General features: G+C 40.6%; 20 protein-coding genes. 9 read left to right on the top strand and 11 right to left on the bottom strand.

The genetic code is table 11. The annotated features are described in order from the left end of the window. Nucleotides 1–89: 89 nt before the first annotated feature. Nucleotides 90–884 carry a DsbA family protein gene (locus tag VHE99_06485; protein HVV68661.1) on the top strand — a complete coding sequence of 265 codons (795 nt, stop codon included), beginning with the start codon at nt 90–92 and terminating at the stop codon, nt 882–884. Between the two features lie 208 nt (nt 885–1,092). On the opposite strand, the gene rpmG is transcribed toward VHE99_06485, so the two are convergent. The 4 genes from rpmG to VHE99_06465 all read right to left on the bottom strand — a co-directional run bounded on the left by rpmG (nt 1,093) and on the right by VHE99_06465 (nt 3,753). Then, nucleotides 1,093–1,248, bottom strand: coding sequence for a 50S ribosomal protein L33 (gene rpmG, locus VHE99_06480; GenBank protein HVV68660.1), 156 nt, complete (start codon nt 1,246–1,248; stop codon nt 1,093–1,095). An 83-nt stretch (nt 1,249–1,331) separates the two neighbouring features. Beyond that, the gene (gene rpmB, locus VHE99_06475) at nt 1,332–1,562 is read right to left on the bottom strand and encodes a 50S ribosomal protein L28 (protein HVV68659.1); all 231 of its coding nucleotides are present in this window, start codon (nt 1,560–1,562) and stop codon (nt 1,332–1,334) included. Between the two features lie 172 nt (nt 1,563–1,734). Then, nucleotides 1,735–1,893 carry a hypothetical protein gene (locus VHE99_06470; protein ID HVV68658.1) on the bottom strand — a complete coding sequence of 53 codons (159 nt, stop codon included), beginning with the start codon at nt 1,891–1,893 and terminating at the stop codon, nt 1,735–1,737. A 1,023-nt stretch (nt 1,894–2,916) separates the two neighbouring features. Further along, nucleotides 2,917–3,753, bottom strand: a complete 837-nt coding sequence (locus tag VHE99_06465) for a class I SAM-dependent methyltransferase (GenBank protein HVV68657.1) — start codon at nt 3,751–3,753, stop codon at nt 2,917–2,919. Between the two features lie 91 nt (nt 3,754–3,844). Here VHE99_06465 and VHE99_06460 point away from each other — a divergent pair, with 91 nt between their 5' ends. Together VHE99_06460 and VHE99_06455 are read left to right on the top strand one after the other, a co-directional pair. Beyond that, nucleotides 3,845–4,276: a DUF1622 domain-containing protein gene (locus VHE99_06460; protein ID HVV68656.1), complete on the top strand. Its 432-nt coding sequence runs from the start codon at nt 3,845–3,847 to the stop codon at nt 4,274–4,276. Nucleotides 4,277–4,438: 162 nt separating this feature from the next. Further along, nucleotides 4,439–5,395 (top strand): threonine/serine dehydratase, encoded by a 957-nt coding sequence (locus tag VHE99_06455; protein ID HVV68655.1) that lies wholly within the window; start codon nt 4,439–4,441, stop codon nt 5,393–5,395. Here the strand turns inward: VHE99_06455 and VHE99_06450 are convergent. The 3 genes from VHE99_06450 to VHE99_06440 all read right to left on the bottom strand — a co-directional run bounded on the left by VHE99_06450 (nt 5,387) and on the right by VHE99_06440 (nt 8,295). Continuing rightward, nucleotides 5,387–5,662 (bottom strand): GIY-YIG nuclease family protein, encoded by a 276-nt coding sequence (locus tag VHE99_06450; protein ID HVV68654.1) that lies wholly within the window; start codon nt 5,660–5,662, stop codon nt 5,387–5,389. The genes VHE99_06455 and VHE99_06450 overlap by 9 nt on opposite strands. A gap of 254 nt (nt 5,663–5,916) precedes the next feature. Continuing rightward, on the bottom strand, nt 5,917–6,987 hold the full coding sequence (locus VHE99_06445) for a PA0069 family radical SAM protein (protein HVV68653.1): 1,071 nt from the start codon (nt 6,985–6,987) through the stop codon (nt 5,917–5,919). Between the two features lie 12 nt (nt 6,988–6,999). After that, nucleotides 7,000–8,295: an MFS transporter gene (locus VHE99_06440; protein ID HVV68652.1), complete on the bottom strand. Its 1,296-nt coding sequence runs from the start codon at nt 8,293–8,295 to the stop codon at nt 7,000–7,002. Between the two features lie 111 nt (nt 8,296–8,406). Between VHE99_06440 and VHE99_06435 the strand changes: the two genes are divergently transcribed. Both VHE99_06435 and VHE99_06430 read left to right on the top strand, forming a co-directional pair. Beyond that, nucleotides 8,407–10,854, top strand: coding sequence for a hypothetical protein (locus VHE99_06435; GenBank protein ID HVV68651.1), 2,448 nt, complete (start codon nt 8,407–8,409; stop codon nt 10,852–10,854). 15 nt (nt 10,855–10,869) lie between these two features. Further along, nucleotides 10,870–11,790: a leucine-rich repeat domain-containing protein gene (locus tag VHE99_06430; protein ID HVV68650.1), complete on the top strand. Its 921-nt coding sequence runs from the start codon at nt 10,870–10,872 to the stop codon at nt 11,788–11,790. A gap of 41 nt (nt 11,791–11,831) precedes the next feature. Here the strand turns inward: VHE99_06430 and VHE99_06425 are convergent, their stop codons facing one another. Continuing rightward, the gene (locus VHE99_06425) at nt 11,832–12,197 is read right to left on the bottom strand and encodes a type II toxin-antitoxin system HicB family antitoxin (protein ID HVV68649.1); all 366 of its coding nucleotides are present in this window, start codon (nt 12,195–12,197) and stop codon (nt 11,832–11,834) included. 77 nt (nt 12,198–12,274) lie between these two features. Here VHE99_06425 and VHE99_06420 point away from each other — a divergent pair, with 77 nt between their 5' ends. Together VHE99_06420 and VHE99_06415 are read left to right on the top strand one after the other, a co-directional pair. Beyond that, nucleotides 12,275–12,631, top strand: a complete 357-nt coding sequence (locus tag VHE99_06420; protein HVV68648.1) for a winged helix-turn-helix domain-containing protein — start codon at nt 12,275–12,277, stop codon at nt 12,629–12,631. 56 nt (nt 12,632–12,687) lie between these two features. After that, nucleotides 12,688–13,257 carry a BON domain-containing protein gene (locus tag VHE99_06415; GenBank protein HVV68647.1) on the top strand — a complete coding sequence of 190 codons (570 nt, stop codon included), beginning with the start codon at nt 12,688–12,690 and terminating at the stop codon, nt 13,255–13,257. A 764-nt stretch (nt 13,258–14,021) separates the two neighbouring features. Here the strand turns inward: VHE99_06415 and VHE99_06410 are convergent. Next, nucleotides 14,022–14,669, bottom strand: a complete 648-nt coding sequence (locus tag VHE99_06410) for a pyridoxamine 5'-phosphate oxidase family protein (GenBank protein ID HVV68646.1) — start codon at nt 14,667–14,669, stop codon at nt 14,022–14,024. A 107-nt stretch (nt 14,670–14,776) separates the two neighbouring features. Between VHE99_06410 and VHE99_06405 the strand changes: the two genes are divergently transcribed. Both VHE99_06405 and VHE99_06400 read left to right on the top strand, forming a co-directional pair. Continuing rightward, nucleotides 14,777–16,240: a PLP-dependent aminotransferase family protein gene (locus VHE99_06405; GenBank protein HVV68645.1), complete on the top strand. Its 1,464-nt coding sequence runs from the start codon at nt 14,777–14,779 to the stop codon at nt 16,238–16,240. Nucleotides 16,241–16,399: 159 nt separating this feature from the next. Next, nucleotides 16,400–16,696 (top strand): GIY-YIG nuclease family protein, encoded by a 297-nt coding sequence (locus VHE99_06400; GenBank protein ID HVV68644.1) that lies wholly within the window; start codon nt 16,400–16,402, stop codon nt 16,694–16,696. Between the two features lie 206 nt (nt 16,697–16,902). Here VHE99_06400 and VHE99_06395 read toward each other — a convergent pair whose 3' ends face one another. Both VHE99_06395 and VHE99_06390 read right to left on the bottom strand, forming a co-directional pair. Next, nucleotides 16,903–20,094 (bottom strand): Pls/PosA family non-ribosomal peptide synthetase, encoded by a 3,192-nt coding sequence (locus VHE99_06395; protein ID HVV68643.1) that lies wholly within the window; start codon nt 20,092–20,094, stop codon nt 16,903–16,905. 162 nt (nt 20,095–20,256) lie between these two features. Next, entirely contained in the window at nt 20,257–21,291 is a 1,035-nt protein-coding gene (locus VHE99_06390; GenBank protein HVV68642.1) for a hypothetical protein, read from the bottom strand. Nucleotides 21,292–21,325: the final 34 nt, after the last annotated feature.

Here is a 21,325-nt window from a genome sequence, read left to right as displayed (position 1 = left end):
CTAACATGCTAGCCTATTCAATAGGCCAAGCAGAACTGTGCTTATCGGTTGTGCTTATCACACCCTATCGACCCATTAAGGATCTTAACGTGAAACTACCCCAAATTCTACCCGTAATCGCCTTATCCGCCGCTTTATTCAGCAGCAGTGCCGCCCTTGCAGATAACAATGGTACATTTTCCCCAGACCAAGTCACTCAAATAAAGCAAGTCATTCACGACTACCTGGTAGGCAACCCTCAAGTTTTAGTAGAGGCTTCCCAAGCATTGCAAAAACAAGAAATGCAAAAAGTGGAACAAAAAGCCCAATCTGCCATTTCTGACAATGCGCAAACCATTTTTCAAGACGCCGCAAGCCCAGTCGGTGGAAATCCTAAAGGCGATGTGACTGTAGTTGAATTTTTTGACTACCAATGCCCGCATTGCAAAGATATGGAAGCCGTAGTGGATAAAGTGCGCGCTGCCGATCCCAATTTACGCATCGTTTACAAAGAATTACCTATCTTTGGCAGCAGCTCTCGTGACGCTGCGCTTGCAGCCTTAGCTGCCAACAAGCAAAACCCAGCGCTCTATGTCAAATTCCACAATGCCTTATTGTTGGCGCCCAATCCCTTAAATAAGGATAAAATCCTGGCATTGGCTAAAACTGCCGGTCTTAATGTAGACCAATTGGCTAAAGACATGAAGAGCGATGCACTGCAAAAACAGATTGATGATAACTTTAAGCTCGCGCAAAACTTAGGACTGATGGGCACACCCACCTTTGTTATCAGCAAATGGCAGGTTGGTGCTAATAAAAACTCGGTTACAAACTCAGCTTTCGTACCTGGCGTAGTAACTGAACAGAACTTAAAAGATCTGATAGCACAAGCTCGTAAGCAATAAAATCCTTTTGTCCCGTTTGTCATCTTAAGCACAGTGCACTAGTGTCCGGCAAATCCCTTCTCCCACAAGGGGAGAAGGGATTTAGAGTTTTACCGGACACTAGTGGAACGCAGCGAAGGATGACAACGGAATAAAGAGATAAAAGACAACAACTGAAAAAAGACAATCAGATATACATCTGAAAAAACCACTAAGCTCCAGCTCCAGACTACTTAATTTTCTCTTCTCTAAACAAAACGTGTTTTCTAATAACCCAATCGTATTTTTTAAGCACCAGCTTCTCTGTGGAATTTTTCTTGTTCTTGGTGGTGGTATAAAAAGCACCGGTTTTGGCTTCAGAAACCAATTTAATAATGTCACGCACGAGTTAGTTTCCCAATGACTTAAAAACACCCACAATAACTGTGGAACCTTCAATATTAAAAACTCTGAAACTATGCAGCAAGCCTATTCAGCCTGTTCCAAAATTTCTTTAATGACGTGCTCAATCCCCAATTTATCAATAGTTCGCATACCTTTAGTAGAAACACGCAGCTTCACAAAGCGGCCAAGGCTTTCTACCCAAAAACGATGCGTCTGCAAATTAGGCAGAAAACGACGTTTAGTCTTATTATTAGCGTGTGACACATTATGCCCGACTCTGGGACCTTTTGATGTCACTATACACACTTTAGCCATAACTCTTTCCCTCTAAACAAAAGGGTTACTATATATCAAAATTAGCCACATATAGCAACAGCCATGCTTTAGAAAATCTCAGTTTGAGACAAAAATTGATTTAGTAGCTAGAGAAAAATAGAATAAAAAGAAGCGCAAAACATAAAATATGTGCTAAAAAATAATATAGGCTTTATAATTCGTCACTGCTTTCATTATTTTCCGAAAGCTTAATAGTAGATAAATGCAGATCATAAAGCTCTTTTGCTGCTCTGAAGTTATCAGCACTCAGATAGTAAAGAACCTGTTCTTGTACAGCTTGGGGTAAATTAACAAACATATCCTGACTCACAAAGCTCCGTTAAGTACTCTTGCCTTCTCTCATTAGGGGAGGAAGGTTTATGGTTAGAAACTAGTATTAAAAATTAAAGCATGAGCCAAAAACCAAAGATGTAGTCCATAGGCGGAAAACCCCATATCGACTCTAGCCCTTAAAGATACTTTTAATTTTTTCAGTAGGATAATAATATACATTCCTACCCCGCTTTTTTTTGCTAAGAAAACCTTCCTCACAAAGCATTTTTAAATCATTAATAGCTGTGTTTTTTTCACAGAATAAATTTTCTGATACGCCACAATATTAGTATAGAATTCTGCATCCTGATGCAGATATCGCAAAAGCTTTATCTGACGTTCATTTAGATTTAATTGCTTCTGAGCAATAAAGACTGTAGAACGATTTTCATTTAATTTCTTGGTGATATATATTTGAAAATCTTTTCTTGCCGCCTCCAATCTATTTATGTTGTAATTAATAAAATAAGTTAAATCATTATCGTCTTGCTCACTATATATAAGCCATTGCATACTGGGTTGGAGATTTTTTTATTTTTTCTGACAACGATAAATAAGCAAATGCCCAATATTCATTTCTGCAATACCCATAAAGTTTCCACCCATTTCTTTATCAATGACATGCAAAAACTTATTATAATGGTTAATAGACATCCTAAAATGATTGTCCTTTGCATTTCTAATAGGCGTTGGCGTCGACAAAATTTTTCTCAAATTTGTTAGCAAAAACCAAAACATCTCTTTTTCAGGAAATATTTTGTTTGGAATCCAACTCTTGTATCTCAGCTGCTCCCAATGCAAATAAGGGCTATTCGCTTTTTCTAAGGCTTCTTGTACTTCTGGACAGTTAACTTGTTTCAGAATAGTTATTGCATATTCTGATCTTGGGAGAGCAGGGAAAGAATTCTATAGACGTTATCATTTATAAAAATAGGTTTATGTACCATTTGCCACGATAAGTCCCATTAATACCAATATTGTACCTTTGTTACCTATTGTCTCCTTGTCATAAAAGTGCCCTTTATTTGGTTCCAACCGCCAACACAATGCCCATTGGAATATGCAATAAATCGCCCTTTCGGTAAGATTCACTGTCAGCGTATATTTTATTGCGGATCAAATCTAGCGTAGCTTGTGACTGCAATCTGAGTAAACCGCCAGTTCGAGCTGTTCCCTTCAAAAAAGCTGTGAAAATATCCTCACCCGATGCAACCACCCACGGCAATGAAATTTCCTGAAAACTAACTTGGATAAAACCGGCATTTTTAAGCCCATTCAAACTATTACTTTCATCGCTAAAATAAAAAAATGGTGGGCCATCGGGAATAGCTAATGCGCTGTCAGAAAAAGTGGTAATCGCCGCAAGCACAATACCCAAGCCCACCGCGCGTTCCGGCTTAGACCAAACACTAAATGCGAATTTACCCCCTGGCTTTAACACCCGATAAGCTTCATACAGTGCTTGATGTGGTCGCGCCAAATGCAATAAACCAAAATTCATGGTAACTGCATCAAAAGCCGCATCTTCTTCCTGCAATTGCTCTGCATCTCCTAGTTTAAAATTCAAATTGCCGAAATTTGGCGATAATGTTCTAGCCAACGCTATCATATTCTCCGAAAAATCTATTCCTAATACTTTTTTACAACCCTGCTCTGCAGCATATCTCGCAAAATAACCTGGCCCTGTCGCCAAATCCAAAAGGGAATTCACACCCTGATTCTGATTGACCGCATCCCAAAGAATATCTGCTGCTTGACAAGTCAAAGCGCCTAACATCTGATGATAAGGCTGAGCCGACAATTCCCAATTATGCTTTTCAAATGCCGCAAATGCGTTTGTTTCTTTAGCAACTGTCATTATTTATCCTCCATGTTATCTCATTCTGTCATTTTCGTGCGATATACTTGAAGCGTTTGATTACTACTTCAAACACCATCATAATAATATCATGAACTTCATACTAAGCCCCATGCCCGTGGTGGCGCTGGTCGATTTAAACGGAGAATTAACTATGGAATGGGTCACCGTGCAAAAGATACTCTCAGACATTCAACATGCCATTTCCTGTATTGGCGTTTTAATCATCTTTTCTGGGATTTTATTTGCGTTAATTCAGTATTTATATTATTCATTCACCATACAATTATTGAATAAAGGCGCCAAAATTAATAAAGTTAGATTAAATTTAGGTCAGGTTTTATTACTGGGCTTAGAATTTATTGTGGCTGCAGATCTGATTGGAACTACAACCGCACCGGATTACTATTCAGTGGGCATTCTTGCAATTATTGTGACTATAAGAACTTTGCTTAGTTATTCTTTGACTCGTGAAATGAAATCTATAAAAGATAATCCTGAAGAAATTCAAACTGTGAATTGATTTAGATTCATTTTTCGGACGCGATGATACAGTATATCTAAAATTACTTTGGAAAATAAATGCTGAGTATATTGAATGGATAATATTCTGAAGTTGACAAAAAAGTCTATGTTAGACTATAATAAGACCTAGCGAAATCATACAACCTGGGCGGGGAACAGAATGTCTGACATCAAAAACGAAGTGCTTATCGCCGAAAATCGCATACGCCCCTACATACGCCAAACACCTTTAGACTTTTCATTACCCTTGAGCAAAATCACCAACGCCAACGTCTACTTAAAATGCGAAAATCTTCAATACACCGGCGCTTTCAAAGCACGAGGCGCATTTAATAAATTACTTTCCTTAACACCAGAACAACTTAAGCAAGGCATCGTCGCAGCATCTTCCGGCAATCACGGCGCAGCAATGGCCTTTGCCTTACACACTTTAAAAATCCCTGGCATAATTTTTGTGCCTGAAAATGCTTCCCCCACCAAAATTGATAATATTCGTAATTACGATATTCCACTAGAATTTTACGCCACCGATTGCATGCAAACTGAAAATTATGCACGCGCTTATGCTAAACAACGAAAAATGCTTTATGTTTCACCCTACAATGATTTACAAGTGTTGGCCGGACAAGGCACCATTGCCCTCGAAATTGCAGCGCAACTAGATAAAGTCGATGCAATTTTAGTGCCTATTGGCGGCGGTGGACTCATTTCCGGCATTGCTGGATATATCAAAGCCGTATCACCCAACACCCAAGTGATAGGCTGCCTACCAGAAAATTCGCCGGTCATGGCTGAATCAGTAAAAGCCGGTAAAATTTTAGACATGCCAACCTATCCGACACTTTCAGATGCAACGGCCGGCGGCATAGAATCCGGCGCCATCACTTTTGATATCTGCAAACAACTGGTAGATGATTACATCGTAGCGTCTGAACAAGAAATCAAAGCAGCCATCATCGCACTCATTAAAACGCAACATATTTTAGTTGAAGGCGCAGCCGGTGTCGCGCTTTCCGCTCTGTTAAAAAATTCCCATAAGTTTCGTAACAAAAATGTAGTCATTGTATTGAGCGGGGCCAATATCAGTTTGGACACATTAAAAAATGTATTAACATGAAATTAAACCTGGTTCTGCAACCAATTTACGCTTATCTTTAGGATCTAACTTTTTAACAAAACACTCTGCTTTTAACGCTGACGAACGATCAGGATATTCCACAACCAGCAGAAGTTTTTTTGGCGGATGGGAGCGAGTATAACGCGCACCTTTACCGCTGACATGCAAAGCATAGCGAGCAGCCACATCGACAGTGATACCGGTGTAAATACTATTATCCTGGCATTCAATCATATACAAATACCAGGGCTTTTGCTTTGGGCGCATTTTTTTAACCATCTGCTTAATTAGAAGTCATTTCAAAATCACAGTCTTGAACGTTCAGGCAAGGCGCAAAGTGATCGAGCAGCGCAGAGCACTTTGCAACGCAGCATCAACGTTCAAGACTGTGGTTTTGAAATGACTTCTAGGCAAAACTGCTGCCTCTGGCATTGTGACCACCATCCACTCCATGTCTTCACTCCTAAAAGATATCCGCTCACCCCTTGAAAACGGGGGTGAACTTAAAAGCCTCAGATACACTAATCAACAAACAAATCCAATTGTGCCGAAAATTTCCTAGGCGGCCGAAAAAGTTGTGTTTTCAATTCAGCATTAGCCGTAACATTTAAATTAAAACGTTTACAAGCCAACTTAAAACGCATAGCCAACAAATTAGCAAACTCACCCTGTCCATGCATACGCTGGTCAAACGCTGCATCATATTCTTTACCTCCGCGACTTTGACGTATTAAGCTCATCACATGTTCTTTACGCTCAGGAAAATGTTTTAACAGCCATTCTTTAAACAGATCTTTTACCTCAAACGGCAACCTAATAAAGGTATAACCCGCATACATGGCTCCTGCTTCACTGGCCTTTTGTAAAATTGCCTCCAACTCCATGTCATTAATCATGGGAATCATAGGTGCCGCCATAATGCGCACCGGAATGCCAGCGGCAGCAAAATTTCGAATAATGCGCAATCTGGCACTAGGTGCGGCAGCACGAGGCTCAAGTATTTGTTTCAGCGAATTGCTAAGCGTCGTAATCGTCACGGCGACTTTCGTTAACCGCTGCTTCGCCATATCTGTTAAAAGATCTAAATCACGCTCAATTAATGTGCTTTTCGTAATCACAGCTACCGGGTGCTTATAACGATGCAATACTTCAAGAATACTACGCGTGACTTTAAGCTTACCTTCTACCGGCTGATAAGGATCTGTATTCGCGCCCAACATAATCGGTTGACAAATATAATTCGGTTTGGCGAGTTGTTGTTCTAGAATCTTGCTGGCATCCACCTTATAAAAAATTTTGCTCTCAAAATCTAAACCGGGCGACAGATTCATATACGCATGGCTAGGGCGAGCATAACAATAAATACAGCCATGCTCGCAGCCACGGTAAGGATTAATAGACTGTTCAAAGCCAATATCTGGCGAATCATTACGTGTAATAATTGTTTTGGCTTTGTCTTGTAACAATAAGGTCTCTAACGTTGGTAAAATTTCCGGTTCAGAAATATCCCAACCATCATCAATATTTTCACGTTTTTCCTTTTCAAATCTCCCTTCTGGATTAGTGATCGCACCACGATGTTTGATCTGCATTTTGCACCAAAATTAATTTAACGACTGTTTTCGAAAACTTTCTTCAAAGAAAAATACCGTGACAATCATGACAATACCACCACAAATTAAATAAAAGCTCGGCGCCACAAGATTTCCGGTTTTCTCAATCAGAAAAGTCGCCACTAACGGCATAATACCGCCAAAAATCGCGCTTGAAAGATTATATGGAAATGAAATGGCCGTATAACGGATATTAGTCTTAACCAATTCAACCAGGGTTGCTGGGATAACCGAAAATAGACAACCCACTAACAAAGTAAACCCCAATTGCGCCAAAAAAACTGCCGTAAAGGTTTTAAGCTGCATCAATAAAAATAAGGGATAAGCGAAAACAATAAAACCTAAAGCACCGGTAACCAACATGGGTTTGCGCCCAATTTTATCAGATAAAAAACCCATGAATGGCGTGACAAGGGTTAGTACAAACATACTGATTGTATTGATGGTTAAAGCCGTATGCAAAGGCAGTTTTAGATAAATAGCGAAATAAGAAGATAAATAAACAAAGGATAAATAATAACTGGCTGCAGGTAAAAAATTGAGGGCAGCAACAATTAACATCGTTTTATACCCTTCCTTAAAGGCACTGAATAAGGGGTTTTTAACCAATTTATTTTCCGCTTGTATTGCCAAAAAATAAGGCGTTTCCGGCATTCGCAACCGCAAATAAAGGCCAACAATACCCAGAACAAAACCCAATACAAACGGCACACGCCAACCCCAAAGACTCAAAGACTCTGCTGAAAGCAAACTACTGAAAAGCGCACTGACACCCGAGCCAATCAAAAAACCCGTGAACGTACTAGACATAGCCCAGCTACCATAAAGACCGCGGCGAGTACTCGGCGCATGTTCAGTTATATAAATGATGGAACCAGTAAATTCCCCACCGGTAGCTAAACCCTGCAGCAGGCGGCAAATTAATAATAAAACCCCCGCCCATACGCCAATTTGCGCATAAGTAGGCAGCAATCCTATCAAAGTCGTCGGCACCGCCATCAAAATAATCGAAGCGGATAAGGTTTTTTTGCGACCGATGCGATCACCAAAATAGCCAAATAGCATTGCCCCCAACGGTCGCATTAGAAACCCAAGGGCAAATACACCAAAAGTTGCCAAAAGCGACATGAATTTATCGGTGCGCGGAAAAAACAACTGGGCAATAATCGGTGCAAAATAGCCATATAACGCAAAATCATATATCTCTAACATGTTACCGACTGAAGCAGAGAGGATGATTTTTTTTCTAAAGGCTTGCGGAAATATTTGTTGTCGTTGGTCTAACACGTTTTCTCCTTATTTGTTAAACTGGCAAGTCACGGCTCACCCCCTTCGTCAAAGGGGGTGAGTAGTCGCCTTAAGAGTAACACTATTGTACAGTAGAGAGAAAAATTTGAAATGATAGAAGCAAAAGTAAAAGAAATAGAGCTTAATCTAGTTAGCATAAGTGATAAAAAGGAATTACAACTACCTAAAGATTCAACTACTACCGATGAAAAAACAACCTCGCAAATACTTTCTTCCCCCACCCATTTGCCGGCAGCCCCACCACGCATAGAGGTCTTAACTTCTAAAGAACTACCCCCACCTCCCTCAAGCATACCCGCCAGTCAACCGCATGTACGACCCAAAGAAAAGAAAAAAATCACACTAGAAGATTTTTCTAAAAAAGATGCCACTGAAATATACTTATCTGCTTTGCAACACACTAGAAATGCGAGAAAAACATCAGATCCGCTACAAAGACAAGCTCACTCGGATAAAGCTTTCTGCGCCTATCAAATAGCTGCATATGATCGAGGCCATGCTCGCGCACAACTCGCTTTGGGGTTATGGCATTTCTTTGGCGAATTCCACGATCGCGATTTAAATGCCGCAGCTGCGTTATTTGAACTATCTGCAGATCAAGGCAATACGCGCGCTCAACGTTTTTTAAATTCTTGCTATCAAGAACAAATGCTAGCTGCAGATCAACATCAAAGCCAAGGAGATGCAAAAGAGGCGGTAGATATATATTGGGAGCTTGCCGATAAAAAACATGCTCCTGCTATCCATGCCCTAGTCAATGGCTTTCTTAAGAAAAAGTTTGTGCTTACTGAAGATAGAGATCGCAATTTTATTGAGTTATGCAAAACCGCTGCTCGGCAAAAAAATCCCCTCGCATGTGAAGCTTTAGGATGTTATTACTACTATGGCGGTTACGGAGTACAGAAAAATAAAGCTTTATCCTTGGACTATTATGCTTTAGCTACAGAGCTGCAAACCAACTCAGAATATTCCGCCTCAGTTATAGCAGAGTGTTATTTTACAGGTAGTGCTGAATGGAGGGTGAAAAAAGATTTAAAAAAAGCAGCTCATTTCTATCAACTGGCAATCGCTCGCGGAGAAATAACGCCAATCATTCAATATCGTCTAGCACACTGCTATTTGTATGAGGAAGGAATTAAGGATGCTAAGGCTGCCGAACAATTACTTGTCGCCGCCTATGATATGCTAAAAACTCAAGATACTCATCATGATAATCAAATATTAAAAGCCAATATTTTGTCCAAATTAGGAAAATGCTGCGAAGAAAAACAAGCCTTAAAGCATTATGAACAAGCCCAAGCTATTTTTAAGGAGTTAAATCTCCCCACCGATCAACAACGATTACATTATCATTTAGGCAATTGTTATGAAAAATTAGGCAAATATGGGAGCGCAATTAACCATTATCAACTCTATTTATATCCTCCTCTAGTTAGCACAAAATGGCTAGCAACCATCCATTTGAAAATTGGTGACTTGTTTATTGAACTAGACAAGAAAACTAAGGCCGAAAAATTGAAAAGCGGCCAAACTGTTTTAAAGCACGATGTAAATTTAACAGCAGCATTTCAACAATATCAACAAGCTGACCGCATGCATTCGGATATAAAATCAAAAAATGCACTGGGCTTTTGTTATTTAAACGGTGTTGGAGTTAAACGTAATACCCTAATGGCTGAAAAATATTTTAAACAATCTGCTGAATGTCATTGTCCTATTGGTCAGTATCAATATGGGCTTCTTTTTTGGCATGGGACAAATCGTACTCATAAAAACCTATCAGAAGCGCTACGCTGGTTTACTTTATCTGCACAACAAGGACATATGGACAGTATAAAAGCGCTCGCTGAGTGTTATGAAATTGGTTTGGGTGTAAACTTAGATAAAAAGCTGGCTAGTAATTTACTTCAGTTAAAGAATTTAGGAACGGCAATTGTCAGAGAAAGAATAAAAACCCTATTGCCAATGAGCATTTCTTCCCCAGCTGGCATCACCATCACAACCTCATCACAATCAGCACCGATTACCACTAGCGCTGATACCAAAAAACTACCGCTAAACATAATTACAAGCGATCGACAGAATTTCGCCAATTTCGATTTAGGTAATTGGTGGAAAGACCTAGAAGAAGAACAAACTAAGAAAAATTACCCCACATCAAAACCTGATGAAATCAAGAGAAATAAATCAACACCAAAATCAAAAGAAGCCGGTTCCGCTTTTACAGAAATGACAGAAATATCTGATGTCCGCTTGCCGGCTGATTTCCATATATTAGGCGAGTATCATCAGAGCAAAGCAGTCGAAGCAAAAGAGGGAAAAATACCACTAGATACCACCCACCTGCGCATGGCCCAAGATTATTTTGCAAAAGCAGGCACTGTTCTTCCGACCGATTTTAACGAGCCATTTCGTCTATTTTCCAATTCTCAATCAACCTCTAGCCCAGACACTTCCGTTTCTGCTGCGATGTCATCATCCGCCTCAATCTCTGTGATGAGCACCAGCGATCCAATATCTTCTTCCCCAAAAAAATGAAACAGGCACCATTCTATGACCACTTCACTAGATCTCACTGATAAAATTTCACGCTCCCAAAAAACTATTGTTTTGCATGATACGCTAGAAGAATTATGGCTAGATGATAATCAACTACAACAAATACCCGAAGACATTAAACATCTCGCCCAACTTAAAAGATTAAGTATTTATAAAAATCAATTAACTCAATTGCCAGCTTCTATTTTTAATTTGCAGAACTTAGAAAGATTCAATGTCAGCGCAAATAAACTTTCTTTTATTCCAGAAACTATTGGTAATTTGAAGAAATTACAAGTGCTGGATTTGCAGCATAATGAATTAATAACTATCCCTGAAACCATTGGCTCCCTCAGTCATCTACGTTTCTTATATCTTGCCAATAATCATTTTACCTCTTTACCTTCTGCGCTTAGTCAGCTCAAATCACTTAATTATCTGAATATTACCTATAATAAATTTACGAAAATACCTGAATGCATTAAAGATTTAACCGCACTTCTAGAATTGCGGATTTACAATAATGCCATTGACTCCATTCCTGAATTTATTGGCAATATCAGTGCATTAAGAGAATTACATGCTATGCATAATCATATCGTGACCTTACCTACCACAATCAGCCATTTGACTAGCCTGAGAAAACTCATTTTGCAAAATAATAAATTACAAACATTACCCACCAACATTGGCAACTTGCAAAACCTAACTGAACTTGACCTACGCACTAATTATCTACGATCAATTCCTGATACTATCGGCCAATTAAAATCACTGCGATTTCTCGATTTAAGAGATAATAAACTAACGCAATTACCTGATGAAATAATGAATCTAACGCAGCTGGAAAAATTGGACGTGCGGCTGAATAAGGGCTTAGCAATCCCCCAATGGTTTCAGGCACTTGAACTACGAGGATGTACGGTGTTTTATTAACATATTTGAAAGAGTAATACGATGGTCTGTTTCATCAATTATCATAAATGCTTGCTAGGCGAATGCTCTCTCATTTGAGAAATAGCACGATCTAAAGTTTGTACAATAAACTTATTAATCGTTAAATGATTTAACTCAGCAGCTATTGCAACTTTTCGGTGTAAATCTGAGCCTAATCTAATATTTAAACTACCTTTAAATGGTAATTCAGGTTCTATCTTTCGTTCTTCGCACATTTCTAAATAATCATCAACAGCATCTTCAAAAGCTTTCTTAATTCCTTTGGCATCAGTGGCTTCATAACTAATAAGCGCACGTATAAATTCTACCTTCCCAAAAAAGAATAATCCTTTATTGTCGAAATGCACTGAACCAAAATAACCACGATATTGCATTATATCTCTCATAAAAAACCCTCCTGGTGCAGAAAATTAATGATATCTTTTAACTGATACTCCTTCAAAATTGGTTTAGGGTGTGGTTTATGCAAAACAATCGCTCACCGATGGCGCTACGCGAACTGACATTTGGCTGTCTACATTTAGATTTAGTCAAACGCAGAGCGACTTTATCAGGCAGCCCCCTCTCACTTAAACCCCAGGAATTTGAGCTTTTAGCATTTCTAGCTAAAAATGCCGACCATGTAGTCAACCGCGAAATGATTACTCAAGCTTTACGCGGCACCAGCTACGATGGGGTTGATAGAAGCATAGATTTACGCATCTCGTATTTACGCAAAAAATTTCAAGATAATATTACCGATCCCTACCGTATTAAAACCATTCGCTCAAAAGGCTATATATTCATATCTACTAGCTGGAACACCCAGCAAACTCCTTAAAATCTACTATAGTTAATTATTGAGATAATTAAATTCGTAGAATTAATGGAGTTTTTATGAGATCCAAGGATTTTTTTTGTTTAATTATAGGGTTTTTATGCTTTTATAGCCTCTCCGTATTGGCACAAAATGAAGATGTTTATGACACCAATAATTACAACCCTAGCGTTGCCGACGGCAACATAGTCATAGATGACACGCAAATTACCAGTGATGTCAAACAAGTGGTTCACCCTACATTTAATCAGATTAAAGTTTCAAGCCAACAAGGCATTGTAGAATTAAGCGGCAGCGTGAATAGCCCCAGCGATGCCAATCAATTAGTTAAAATGGCTGAATCCGTCAGAGGTGTGCACGGCATAGATACTTCAGAACTCACCATCAGAGGTGTGACCAATCCACTACCCGATCAGATGATAACAGCCAAAGTCAAAGGGCTTTTACTGCGCGAAGAACTATCTGGTAATCCAGGCTCATCCAACCACATTAAAGTGAAGACCATGAACGGCGTGGTTTATTTATCCGGCACTGCCGTCAATTCCCATCAAGCCAATGAGGCAGAGGATTTGGCTGAATCAGTCAGTGGGATTAAGGATGTCAAATCGACTATTACTTTTAGTCAATGAAAAACAGCTGTCAGCTTGGGGCAAGGATGACACACCATTTGTTCGATAACAGCTAAAGCATTACTCTTCTATGCATTTTGGGATACATTTGGCCAAATTACATGAAAATTTGGCCAAATGTATCCCAGATTACTTAAAATTGATCTGAATTCCTCGCAAAGCGCTTTTCTATTCGGCCCGCGTGGCACCGGCAAAACTTTTTGGCTCAAACAGCACCTTCTGCAAGCTACCTTCATTGATCTACTCCGTACTGACACTTTCATCCGGCTCCTTTCTAACCCCAGCTGCCTAGAAACCATACTTCCCCCTCATCCAACACAATGGGTAGTTATTGACGAAGTGCAAAAAGTACCGGCCTTACTTAATGAAGTCCATAGACTCATCGAACAATGGGTCCACTAGACTCCCCACAAGAAGCCGTAACTGTTAAGGTTGACTTTATTTTATACGAGGAAATAGGCTTATTCGCTTTCGAAATTAAGCGCAAACGCAATTACAGTTTCCAGGATCTTAAAGCTCTAAAATCCTTCGCTAAAGATTATCCCACGGCTAAATTGTTTCTACTTTATGGTGGGATGATGAATTTCATGAAGATAATGTGACTGTGCTGCCTATTACTCAAGCATTAAAAAATTTATATGAAATATGGAAAGCTGAATAATTTTTTTCTCATATAGCCATGGCTTTTTTCCTTCTCCCCTTGTGGGAGAAGGAAAAAAGCCATGGCTATAAGAGGAAAAAAGTTAAAAATTGAAGACTTCCAACTATGCCAAAGCCCGCACTGACAAGCCTGGTAAATCAGCCCCTTGTTGTATCGCCTCCTGCTCTGGTGCTTGCCACTGTAAACGCAATGGCACAACCCCTGCCCATACAGCTTGCTCCATATCGATTCCATCATCTTTAGGCGACCCCTGACGCGATTTTGCCGCAGCCTCAACAATCGACACACGCATAATCGTCGTCGCCGCCAACTCATTTTTATCCGGCAAACGCGTATGCTGCCAACGCCCCGGCATCCAATGCTCTAGAAAACGTTGCATATGCTGCATTTTCTCAGCATCAGCAACCTTCTCAAACACACCATAAATACACACTGAACTGTAATTCATTGAATGATGAAACGCAGAACGCGCCAATACCAAACCATGAATGTGCGTCACTGCAACACAAACCTCTGCCCCAGTCTGTAAACATTTCAACAAGCGGCTACCATTGGAACCATGAATATATAAATACTCACCTTCGCGCCAAATAGCCGTTGGAATAGCATGCACACTCACGCCATCATTAAAAGCAATCGTGCCAAAGAAAGCTTCATCCAACACCGCATGTATCGCCGCCAAATCATAATTAGCACGCTCACTCACACGCTTGATGCGTGTTCTTTCGGAGGGGGGTTGTTTTTGATGCATAGGATTTATCCTCTGATAACAGCGTTTATACGCACACAACTGGCCTTGATCTTATGTACATTATTGCTTAATGTATAGATCCAGTTTCCCATAAAGAATAGAGCCAGATGCCGCTTCCACCAGAACTAACTCTCCACTTACATACCTGGCTAACAAAAGCCGAACCCTCCCCCTTACCACGTTACAAACAACTTTACGAAGCCTTGCGCCAACTCATCCTAGATGGATTACTATCGCCCGGCTCCCGCCTGCCCTCCTCACGCGTTATCGCCAAAACACTCGGCATAGCCCGCAATACCGTCATAACCGCTATCGAACAACTCTGCGCCGAAGGTTACGCCATCACTCGTCCCAAATCGGGTATATACATACTGGCTACCGCCCCAACCCACTTTGATACCAACAATACCATTCAACCCAAAGTGAGCCTTAATTTATCCTCCCGCGGCCAAACCATCGCTGCACACGCAAAATTTGCCCCCATGCGTGGCGCTTTTGCCTCCGGCATCCCTGATTTAAAACAATTTCCCTTTGAATTATGGCAACGTTACGTCGCCCGCCACGCCCGCAACCCCAAATTAGATTGGCAAGCCAATCCCCATCAAGGCGGTGACACCGAGTTACGCCAAATACTCGCAGACAATTTACGCATCACCCGCAGTATCCGTTGCAATTCCTCACAAATACTAATAACCCACGGCACACAACGCAGCCTGCAACTAGTCGCTAATTTACTCGCCGACCCTGCAGATACCGTCTGGGTAGAAGACCCTGGATACTCTGGCGCAAAATCAGCTTTTTTAGCTGCCGGATTAAATATCGTAGGCCAGCCTATAGACCAAGAAGGTTTATCCCCACCACTTAATGCCTGGCAACACCCTCCCAAACTCATTTACACCACACCCTCACATCAATTCCCAACCGGCACGGTCATGAGCGCCACCCGCCGCCGCAATTTATTAGCCTTAGCCTCACAGCATCAAACCTTTGTAATAGAGGATGATTATGACAGCGAATTCCGTTATGAAGGCAACCCACTCGCCGCTTTACACGCACTCGCCCCACAACAAGTGATTTATCTCGGCACCTTCAGCAAAACTTTTTTTCCTGCACTGCAAATAGGCTATATGGTATTACCAGAGCCACTGATAGAAGCCTTTCGCACAACACAAGTCCGCCATCATCGCGAACCGCCTTATGTGATACAAAAAGCGTTAGCGGATTTCATGCGCGACGGGCATGTCAGCGCCCATATTCGAAAAATGCGTCGTGAATACCAATTACGACGCGATACTTTAGTGGATTTATTGCAGAACGAATTAGGTGGAAGCGTGCGTTTAAGTGGTTTAGATACCGGATTACATTTATGCTTACATTTGCCTGACGATCGGAGCGATCAACGAATTGCCGAACAAGCTGTTGAAAAAGGCATTATGACCCATGCTATATCACGTTTTTATATCCATTCGGATACTCAACACTCCCCTGCGCTTATTTTAGGATTCGGCGATGCTGACGTGGAAGAAATTCTGCGAGCAGGCAAAATATTGTGTCAGATTATTAAAACATAATCTTGTTTGTGAAGCTAAAATTACTGTAGTGCTTAGTCCATTAGGGTCAATGATATAATCAAAACACAATGAATAGTTATAAATATCTATAACTCACCCCCATAAAAACACTGTCATTCCCGCGAAGGCGGGAATCCATCCCCTAACTTGGCAGCAACTATGGAAGAAAAACAATATTACGTTTACCTATTAGCCAATAAAAAATATGGCACCTTGTATACAGGAGTGACTAGTGATCTTGCGAAACGGATTTATGAACATAAGAAAGGATTGGCGCAAGGATTTACAAAACAATATAATGTCCATCAATTGGTTTATTACGAAGTACTTTTGGATATTTATGAGGCAATAACTCGGGAGAAACAAATCAAAAAATGGAACAGGCAGTGGAAAATCAATCTTATTGAACAAGATAATCCTCAATGGTTGAATTTGGCTAATGGATTATTGCGGTAGTGCAAAAATACTTTTTGGTAGAGCAATGAATGGAGTTGAGGTTTTTCCAAACTCCTTGCCATGCGTGGATGGGTTCCCGCCTTCGCGGGAATGACAGCCCTTTTTATCAACCTAGAGCCAATTGGCATTTACCCACTCAATTCTTCATAGAACCAACAACCAACAATTTGCTGCTCAACGCATCAATGTTGCAAAAGTAGACTAAATTAAACCTTCAACAAACTCCCCGCCACATACAACCGCCTGCGCTGATGCTGTGCGGGAATGCCCCCCCAATGACTATTCGCTGGCAAAGTCTCTCCTTTCATCAACAAAGATAAGCTAGCTAACGAAGCACCCTGCTCCATCACCGTATCATAAAGCACTACCGCCAAACTCCCCACATAACAATTTTTCTCAATTTTTAATCGCGCCATTTTCAAAATCCGATCTTCAAACAAATGCGTTTGAATCGTCGTATAAGCATTCAAAACCACATCATCGCCAATCTCAACCAAATCATATTCAGTAAAAAATGTCGTATCTAAAAATACCCGCTTACCAATCTTCGCACCCAATAACCGCAAGAAAAACCCCATAAACGGCGTACCCTGCAAACCCTCCAACAATATCGGCGCCATAAACGCATCATAAAGTCCGGTAATCAACTCATTCAGCCACACGAACACACTCCACGCCGGCCTAATCCCAGGATGAAAGCGTCCCAGCAATAGCCATTTAAGCACAATAATCATGCCTGAAATACCCGTTAAAATGACAAAGTCAAACAAAGGAAAAGCAAAAATCACTGCCAACACATTCATATGACGCAGCAAAAAACCCGCCGTGATAAATTGCAAAGACAGCATTAAAAAGATAAACGCGCCCGGTAAAATCACTTTTAAAAAATCAATGGCCAAACGCGTACAATACAATTTTTTCGAAGGAATATAAGTTTCCGCCTCAGAAAAACCAGTAAAAATTTCCCGGCGTGGCAAAAACACGGCGGGAGAACCAAACCAAGAAGTATCCGATTTAGCTGCTTCCTCGTGCACTGGCGGCACCGACAAACAACCCACCAAACAACCATCGCCCAACGTCACACCCGCAGGTATCAACGCACTATTCCCAATAAAAGTCCGCTTACCAATCGCTATTCTCGCTACCACCATAAATTGGCGAAACACACAAGGCGCACCTAAAAAAACGCCATCAGCAATAAAACTCTCATCCTCTATGGACAGCAAATCCGGCGAAGTATGCGCTGTAGTAGAAATCTCCGTATGCTTACCCACCTTCGCTCCCAACATCCGCAACCATTGTGGTAAATACAAGGTCGCATACAGCGCTTGCACTGTATTAAGACTTAAATCCATCATACGATCGATCGTCCATTTACGCACATAATAAAAACTATCCGTTGCGTAGATACCAGGTTGCACCGTACCTAATAACAAACGTTTGGCTACAAAAATCAGCGTGCAAAACAAAACAATAAATATCAGCGCAGACAGCGGCGACACCAAAACACACATTAACCAACGACCGTGTAAAAAAAAGTAATCTATCAAAGCGATACCGGGTATCAGCGCAATGGTGTAAAGCAATAATAAAAATGTTAAGCCCAGACTGTGTAAAAAAATTAATTTGATTTTATTTAATCTCGAAGCAGGTGTGCGATGATCGGCAGCTATAAGCAAATTCTCTGGAATTTCTACTGCACCAGGTGCAGCAGGAGAACCGGTGAAATGCTGTTTTTCAGGAATCATCCGACCCACAGAGAGCATAGACAAATCTCCCAGCCGCGCATCATCACCCATGCGGGTATTGATTTCTAAAACTGAGCTTGCTCCGACAAAGCAACGTTTGCCTATATTAATAGAGCCAATTTTTAACCAACCGTTTTCGACAATGTAACCCGATAAATTAGTATCGGCACCCACACTGCTGCCCTCATCAATATGCAGCAAATCAAAAGCATTTATCATGCTAGTGCCGATATAACAATCCTTACCAATTTTTGCACCCATTAAGCGTAAATAAAAATTAATAAATGGCGAACCCACCATGTATTCGATGGTCGTCAAATTTTGCAACTGCTGCACCAACCACCAACGACAATAATAAAATCCCCACAAGCGATAATTTCCAGGTTTAATACGCCCTAAAAACAACCACTTTGCTAAAATCGCAATCATAAATAATGCCGGCTGTATACCCACCACAATCAACCCTAACGGCCATAAAAACTGCGATGACAAGATACTGGCCTTACCCATAGCCGCTATCAAGATTAAAAACACAAATAAAAACTGCCACGACGACAAAGCAAAACGCAAATAACAGCCAAATATCTGCAACACCCCACAAAAGTAATAGCGCAACTGACTCTCTCGCAGCGGTTCTCCAATCTGTGCACTGATATTTTGCAGCGCATGCAATGCCTCTTGCTCTACTGTTTCATCTACCCTACGCGCTAATTGTTCAATGGTGGGATTTTCATAAACATCCAGCATGGAAATATGTTGCAAACCACGCTCTTTTCTCAACAACGAAATCATTTTTGCTGCTGCCAAGGAATGTCCACCTAATTCATGAAAAAAATCCGCTTTAATTGATATGGGCGAACATTTGAATAATTCTTCCCAGACCAAAGCGATTTTTTTTTCTGTGGCAGTCTGTGCTAACACAGAATTATTTTGTAATGCCACCTGATGTACTGACGGCTTGGGTAATTGCTTGCGGTCAATTTTGCCGCTTTGTAATAAGGGAAATTCCTTTAGCTGTTCTAATATCCCTGGCACCATGTAATTGGGTAATTTAGCATGTAATGCCGTGAGAATTTTTTCTTGATTAATTTGCGCTCCATCATTGAGTATTAGATAAGCAACCAACGTCTGCATACCTGATTCCAATTCCTGCAAAGCAACCACAGCTGCGCGTATTTCCGGCTGTTCCATCAATACTGATTCAATTTCCGCCAATTCCACCCGAAAGCCACGTAATTTAATTTGATCGTCGGCACGACCTTCAAACTGTAATTCTCCTTCGGGAGTCAAACACACCAGATCACCAGTTCGATACAAACGCCTACCCTGGTGTTCAGGATGGAAAATAAATTTTTTCTGCGTCAATTCCGGTTTATTGCGATAACCTAAAGCCACGCAAGTTCCACCAATATACAATTCACCGACTTCACCGGCAGAAAGGGGTTGCTGATTTTCATCTAAAATCATCAATTCACAATCGGCAAGCGGACGACCGATAGTTGGCGTTTTACCCTTCTCGCACAAAGCGTAAGTGGCAACTACTGTGGTTTCTGTCGGACCATAAGTATTAATAATGGTTAAATGCGGACGACTCCAGCGCTCCACCAAATCATAAGGACAGACCTCACCTCCCAGAATTAATAAGCGCAAAAAGTGCAATATCATTGCAAATTAAAGCGATATTATCAGGATGATGTTCCACCTGATACTCAAAAAATTGCTGTAATCTATCCATAGATCCCGCTCAATTCCATAAAAAACAGTAGTATAATGAAATAACTTGCAAAACTAAAGTTACCTGTCATTAAAATTCTAGGGCCGATTGTGCCCTACCGATAAATCATCCATCGCCACCTTAAAACATAACCCTGCCTGTAATAACCCGATAAGTACTTTAGTGCCTAAATTGCTTAATTTACTAGCATCAGGATCATAGGTTAATAACTGCATAGTACCTAACAACGCACATGCCGTATTCTCCTTAAAGCTTGAAAACGTACCCACATAAGCTATGCACGCCATACCCATTACCATTAATAATTGCAGTTTAGAGAAGTTTGCTAGGTCCACTTTATTATCAATTTTCTGAGGATCTGAGATCGGATTTAACACCCTGCAAATAACCCCTGAATAAAAATCCTTAGGTATAAGTAATCTATGAGGAGCACCTACCAATTGCTTATAATCCAACAGGGCTTTAGGTTTGCTTTCGAAACTAAATCTCAATATTCTTTCTATTTGCATTTGCTCTTCAAAGGTTTTCACCGCCGCAACCACAATAGCATCCGCATGCAATACAGAGGATAGTCGCGGCAATTCAGATGCCCAATCGCCCTGATGCTTAAAAAACCCCAACGCTGAAAACAAAGTAATCGCAGCGCTGACTTCAGGGTGCTCCAAATAAATGATATGAAATTTATCTTTAACTTTTTCTTTTAAAAAATCACCTATGGTTTGCTGCGCATGCACTATGGAAATCTTTGGTTTAAATTTTTTAGTCTCTGAGAATAAAGCTTTTGTCTCCTGCAGATAAAATTCTTCCATAAACAAATCTGTCGCAGCTTTCATAGGATCAACTAGCGTAAAATTAATTTTTTTGACCTGGGGAAGCGTTTGAAGAATTTTAGCTAAAAAAGGTTGGTAACTTGGAAAACTGCCCGCTGCCAAAACCAGAATATTGACCTCCGGTGATTTTTTTATCGTATCAGTCATCTCTGCTGCCATTTTCTCAAAAAGTTTACTAGAAGCAACCAGTGCTTCACCTCGATAGTTCTGCTCTGCCAGCAATTCTTTTGGTGTTATTGAAACTTTTTGTGGCGTTTTTATACTTTCTTTTAAACCTTTCATAATCAACTCCAATTAAATTTGTTTCAAAAAATAT

It is taken from the genome of Gammaproteobacteria bacterium (assembly GCA_035546635.1).
Lineage (GTDB): Bacteria > Pseudomonadota > Gammaproteobacteria > JAURND01 > JAURND01 > DASZWJ01.
This window is presented reverse-complemented; position numbering and strand designations above follow the sequence as displayed.

What these genes read in the sequence shown, in the direction of transcription:
- VHE99_06400 (HVV68644.1), top strand. Translation starts at nt 16,400, where the DNA reads ATGGAAGAAAAACAATATTACGTTTACCTATTAGCCAATAAAAAATAT.
- VHE99_06445 (HVV68653.1), bottom strand. Translation starts at nt 6,987, where the DNA reads ATGCAGATCAAACATCGTGGTGCGATCACTAATCCAGAAGGGAGATTT.
- rpmB (HVV68659.1), bottom strand. Translation starts at nt 1,562, where the DNA reads ATGGCTAAAGTGTGTATAGTGACATCAAAAGGTCCCAGAGTCGGGCAT.
- VHE99_06420 (HVV68648.1), top strand. Translation starts at nt 12,275, where the DNA reads ATGCAAAACAATCGCTCACCGATGGCGCTACGCGAACTGACATTTGGC.
- VHE99_06430 (HVV68650.1), top strand. Translation starts at nt 10,870, where the DNA reads ATGACCACTTCACTAGATCTCACTGATAAAATTTCACGCTCCCAAAAA.
- VHE99_06405 (HVV68645.1), top strand. Translation starts at nt 14,777, where the DNA reads ATGCCGCTTCCACCAGAACTAACTCTCCACTTACATACCTGGCTAACA.
- VHE99_06460 (HVV68656.1), top strand. Translation starts at nt 3,845, where the DNA reads ATGAACTTCATACTAAGCCCCATGCCCGTGGTGGCGCTGGTCGATTTA.
- VHE99_06415 (HVV68647.1), top strand. Translation starts at nt 12,688, where the DNA reads ATGAGATCCAAGGATTTTTTTTGTTTAATTATAGGGTTTTTATGCTTT.
- VHE99_06410 (HVV68646.1), bottom strand. Translation starts at nt 14,669, where the DNA reads ATGCATCAAAAACAACCCCCCTCCGAAAGAACACGCATCAAGCGTGTG.
- VHE99_06425 (HVV68649.1), bottom strand. Translation starts at nt 12,197, where the DNA reads ATGAGAGATATAATGCAATATCGTGGTTATTTTGGTTCAGTGCATTTC.
- VHE99_06390 (HVV68642.1), bottom strand. Translation starts at nt 21,291, where the DNA reads ATGAAAGGTTTAAAAGAAAGTATAAAAACGCCACAAAAAGTTTCAATA.
- VHE99_06455 (HVV68655.1), top strand. Translation starts at nt 4,439, where the DNA reads ATGTCTGACATCAAAAACGAAGTGCTTATCGCCGAAAATCGCATACGC.
- VHE99_06450 (HVV68654.1), bottom strand. Translation starts at nt 5,662, where the DNA reads ATGCGCCCAAAGCAAAAGCCCTGGTATTTGTATATGATTGAATGCCAG.
- VHE99_06435 (HVV68651.1), top strand. Translation starts at nt 8,407, where the DNA reads ATGATAGAAGCAAAAGTAAAAGAAATAGAGCTTAATCTAGTTAGCATA.
- VHE99_06465 (HVV68657.1), bottom strand. Translation starts at nt 3,753, where the DNA reads ATGACAGTTGCTAAAGAAACAAACGCATTTGCGGCATTTGAAAAGCAT.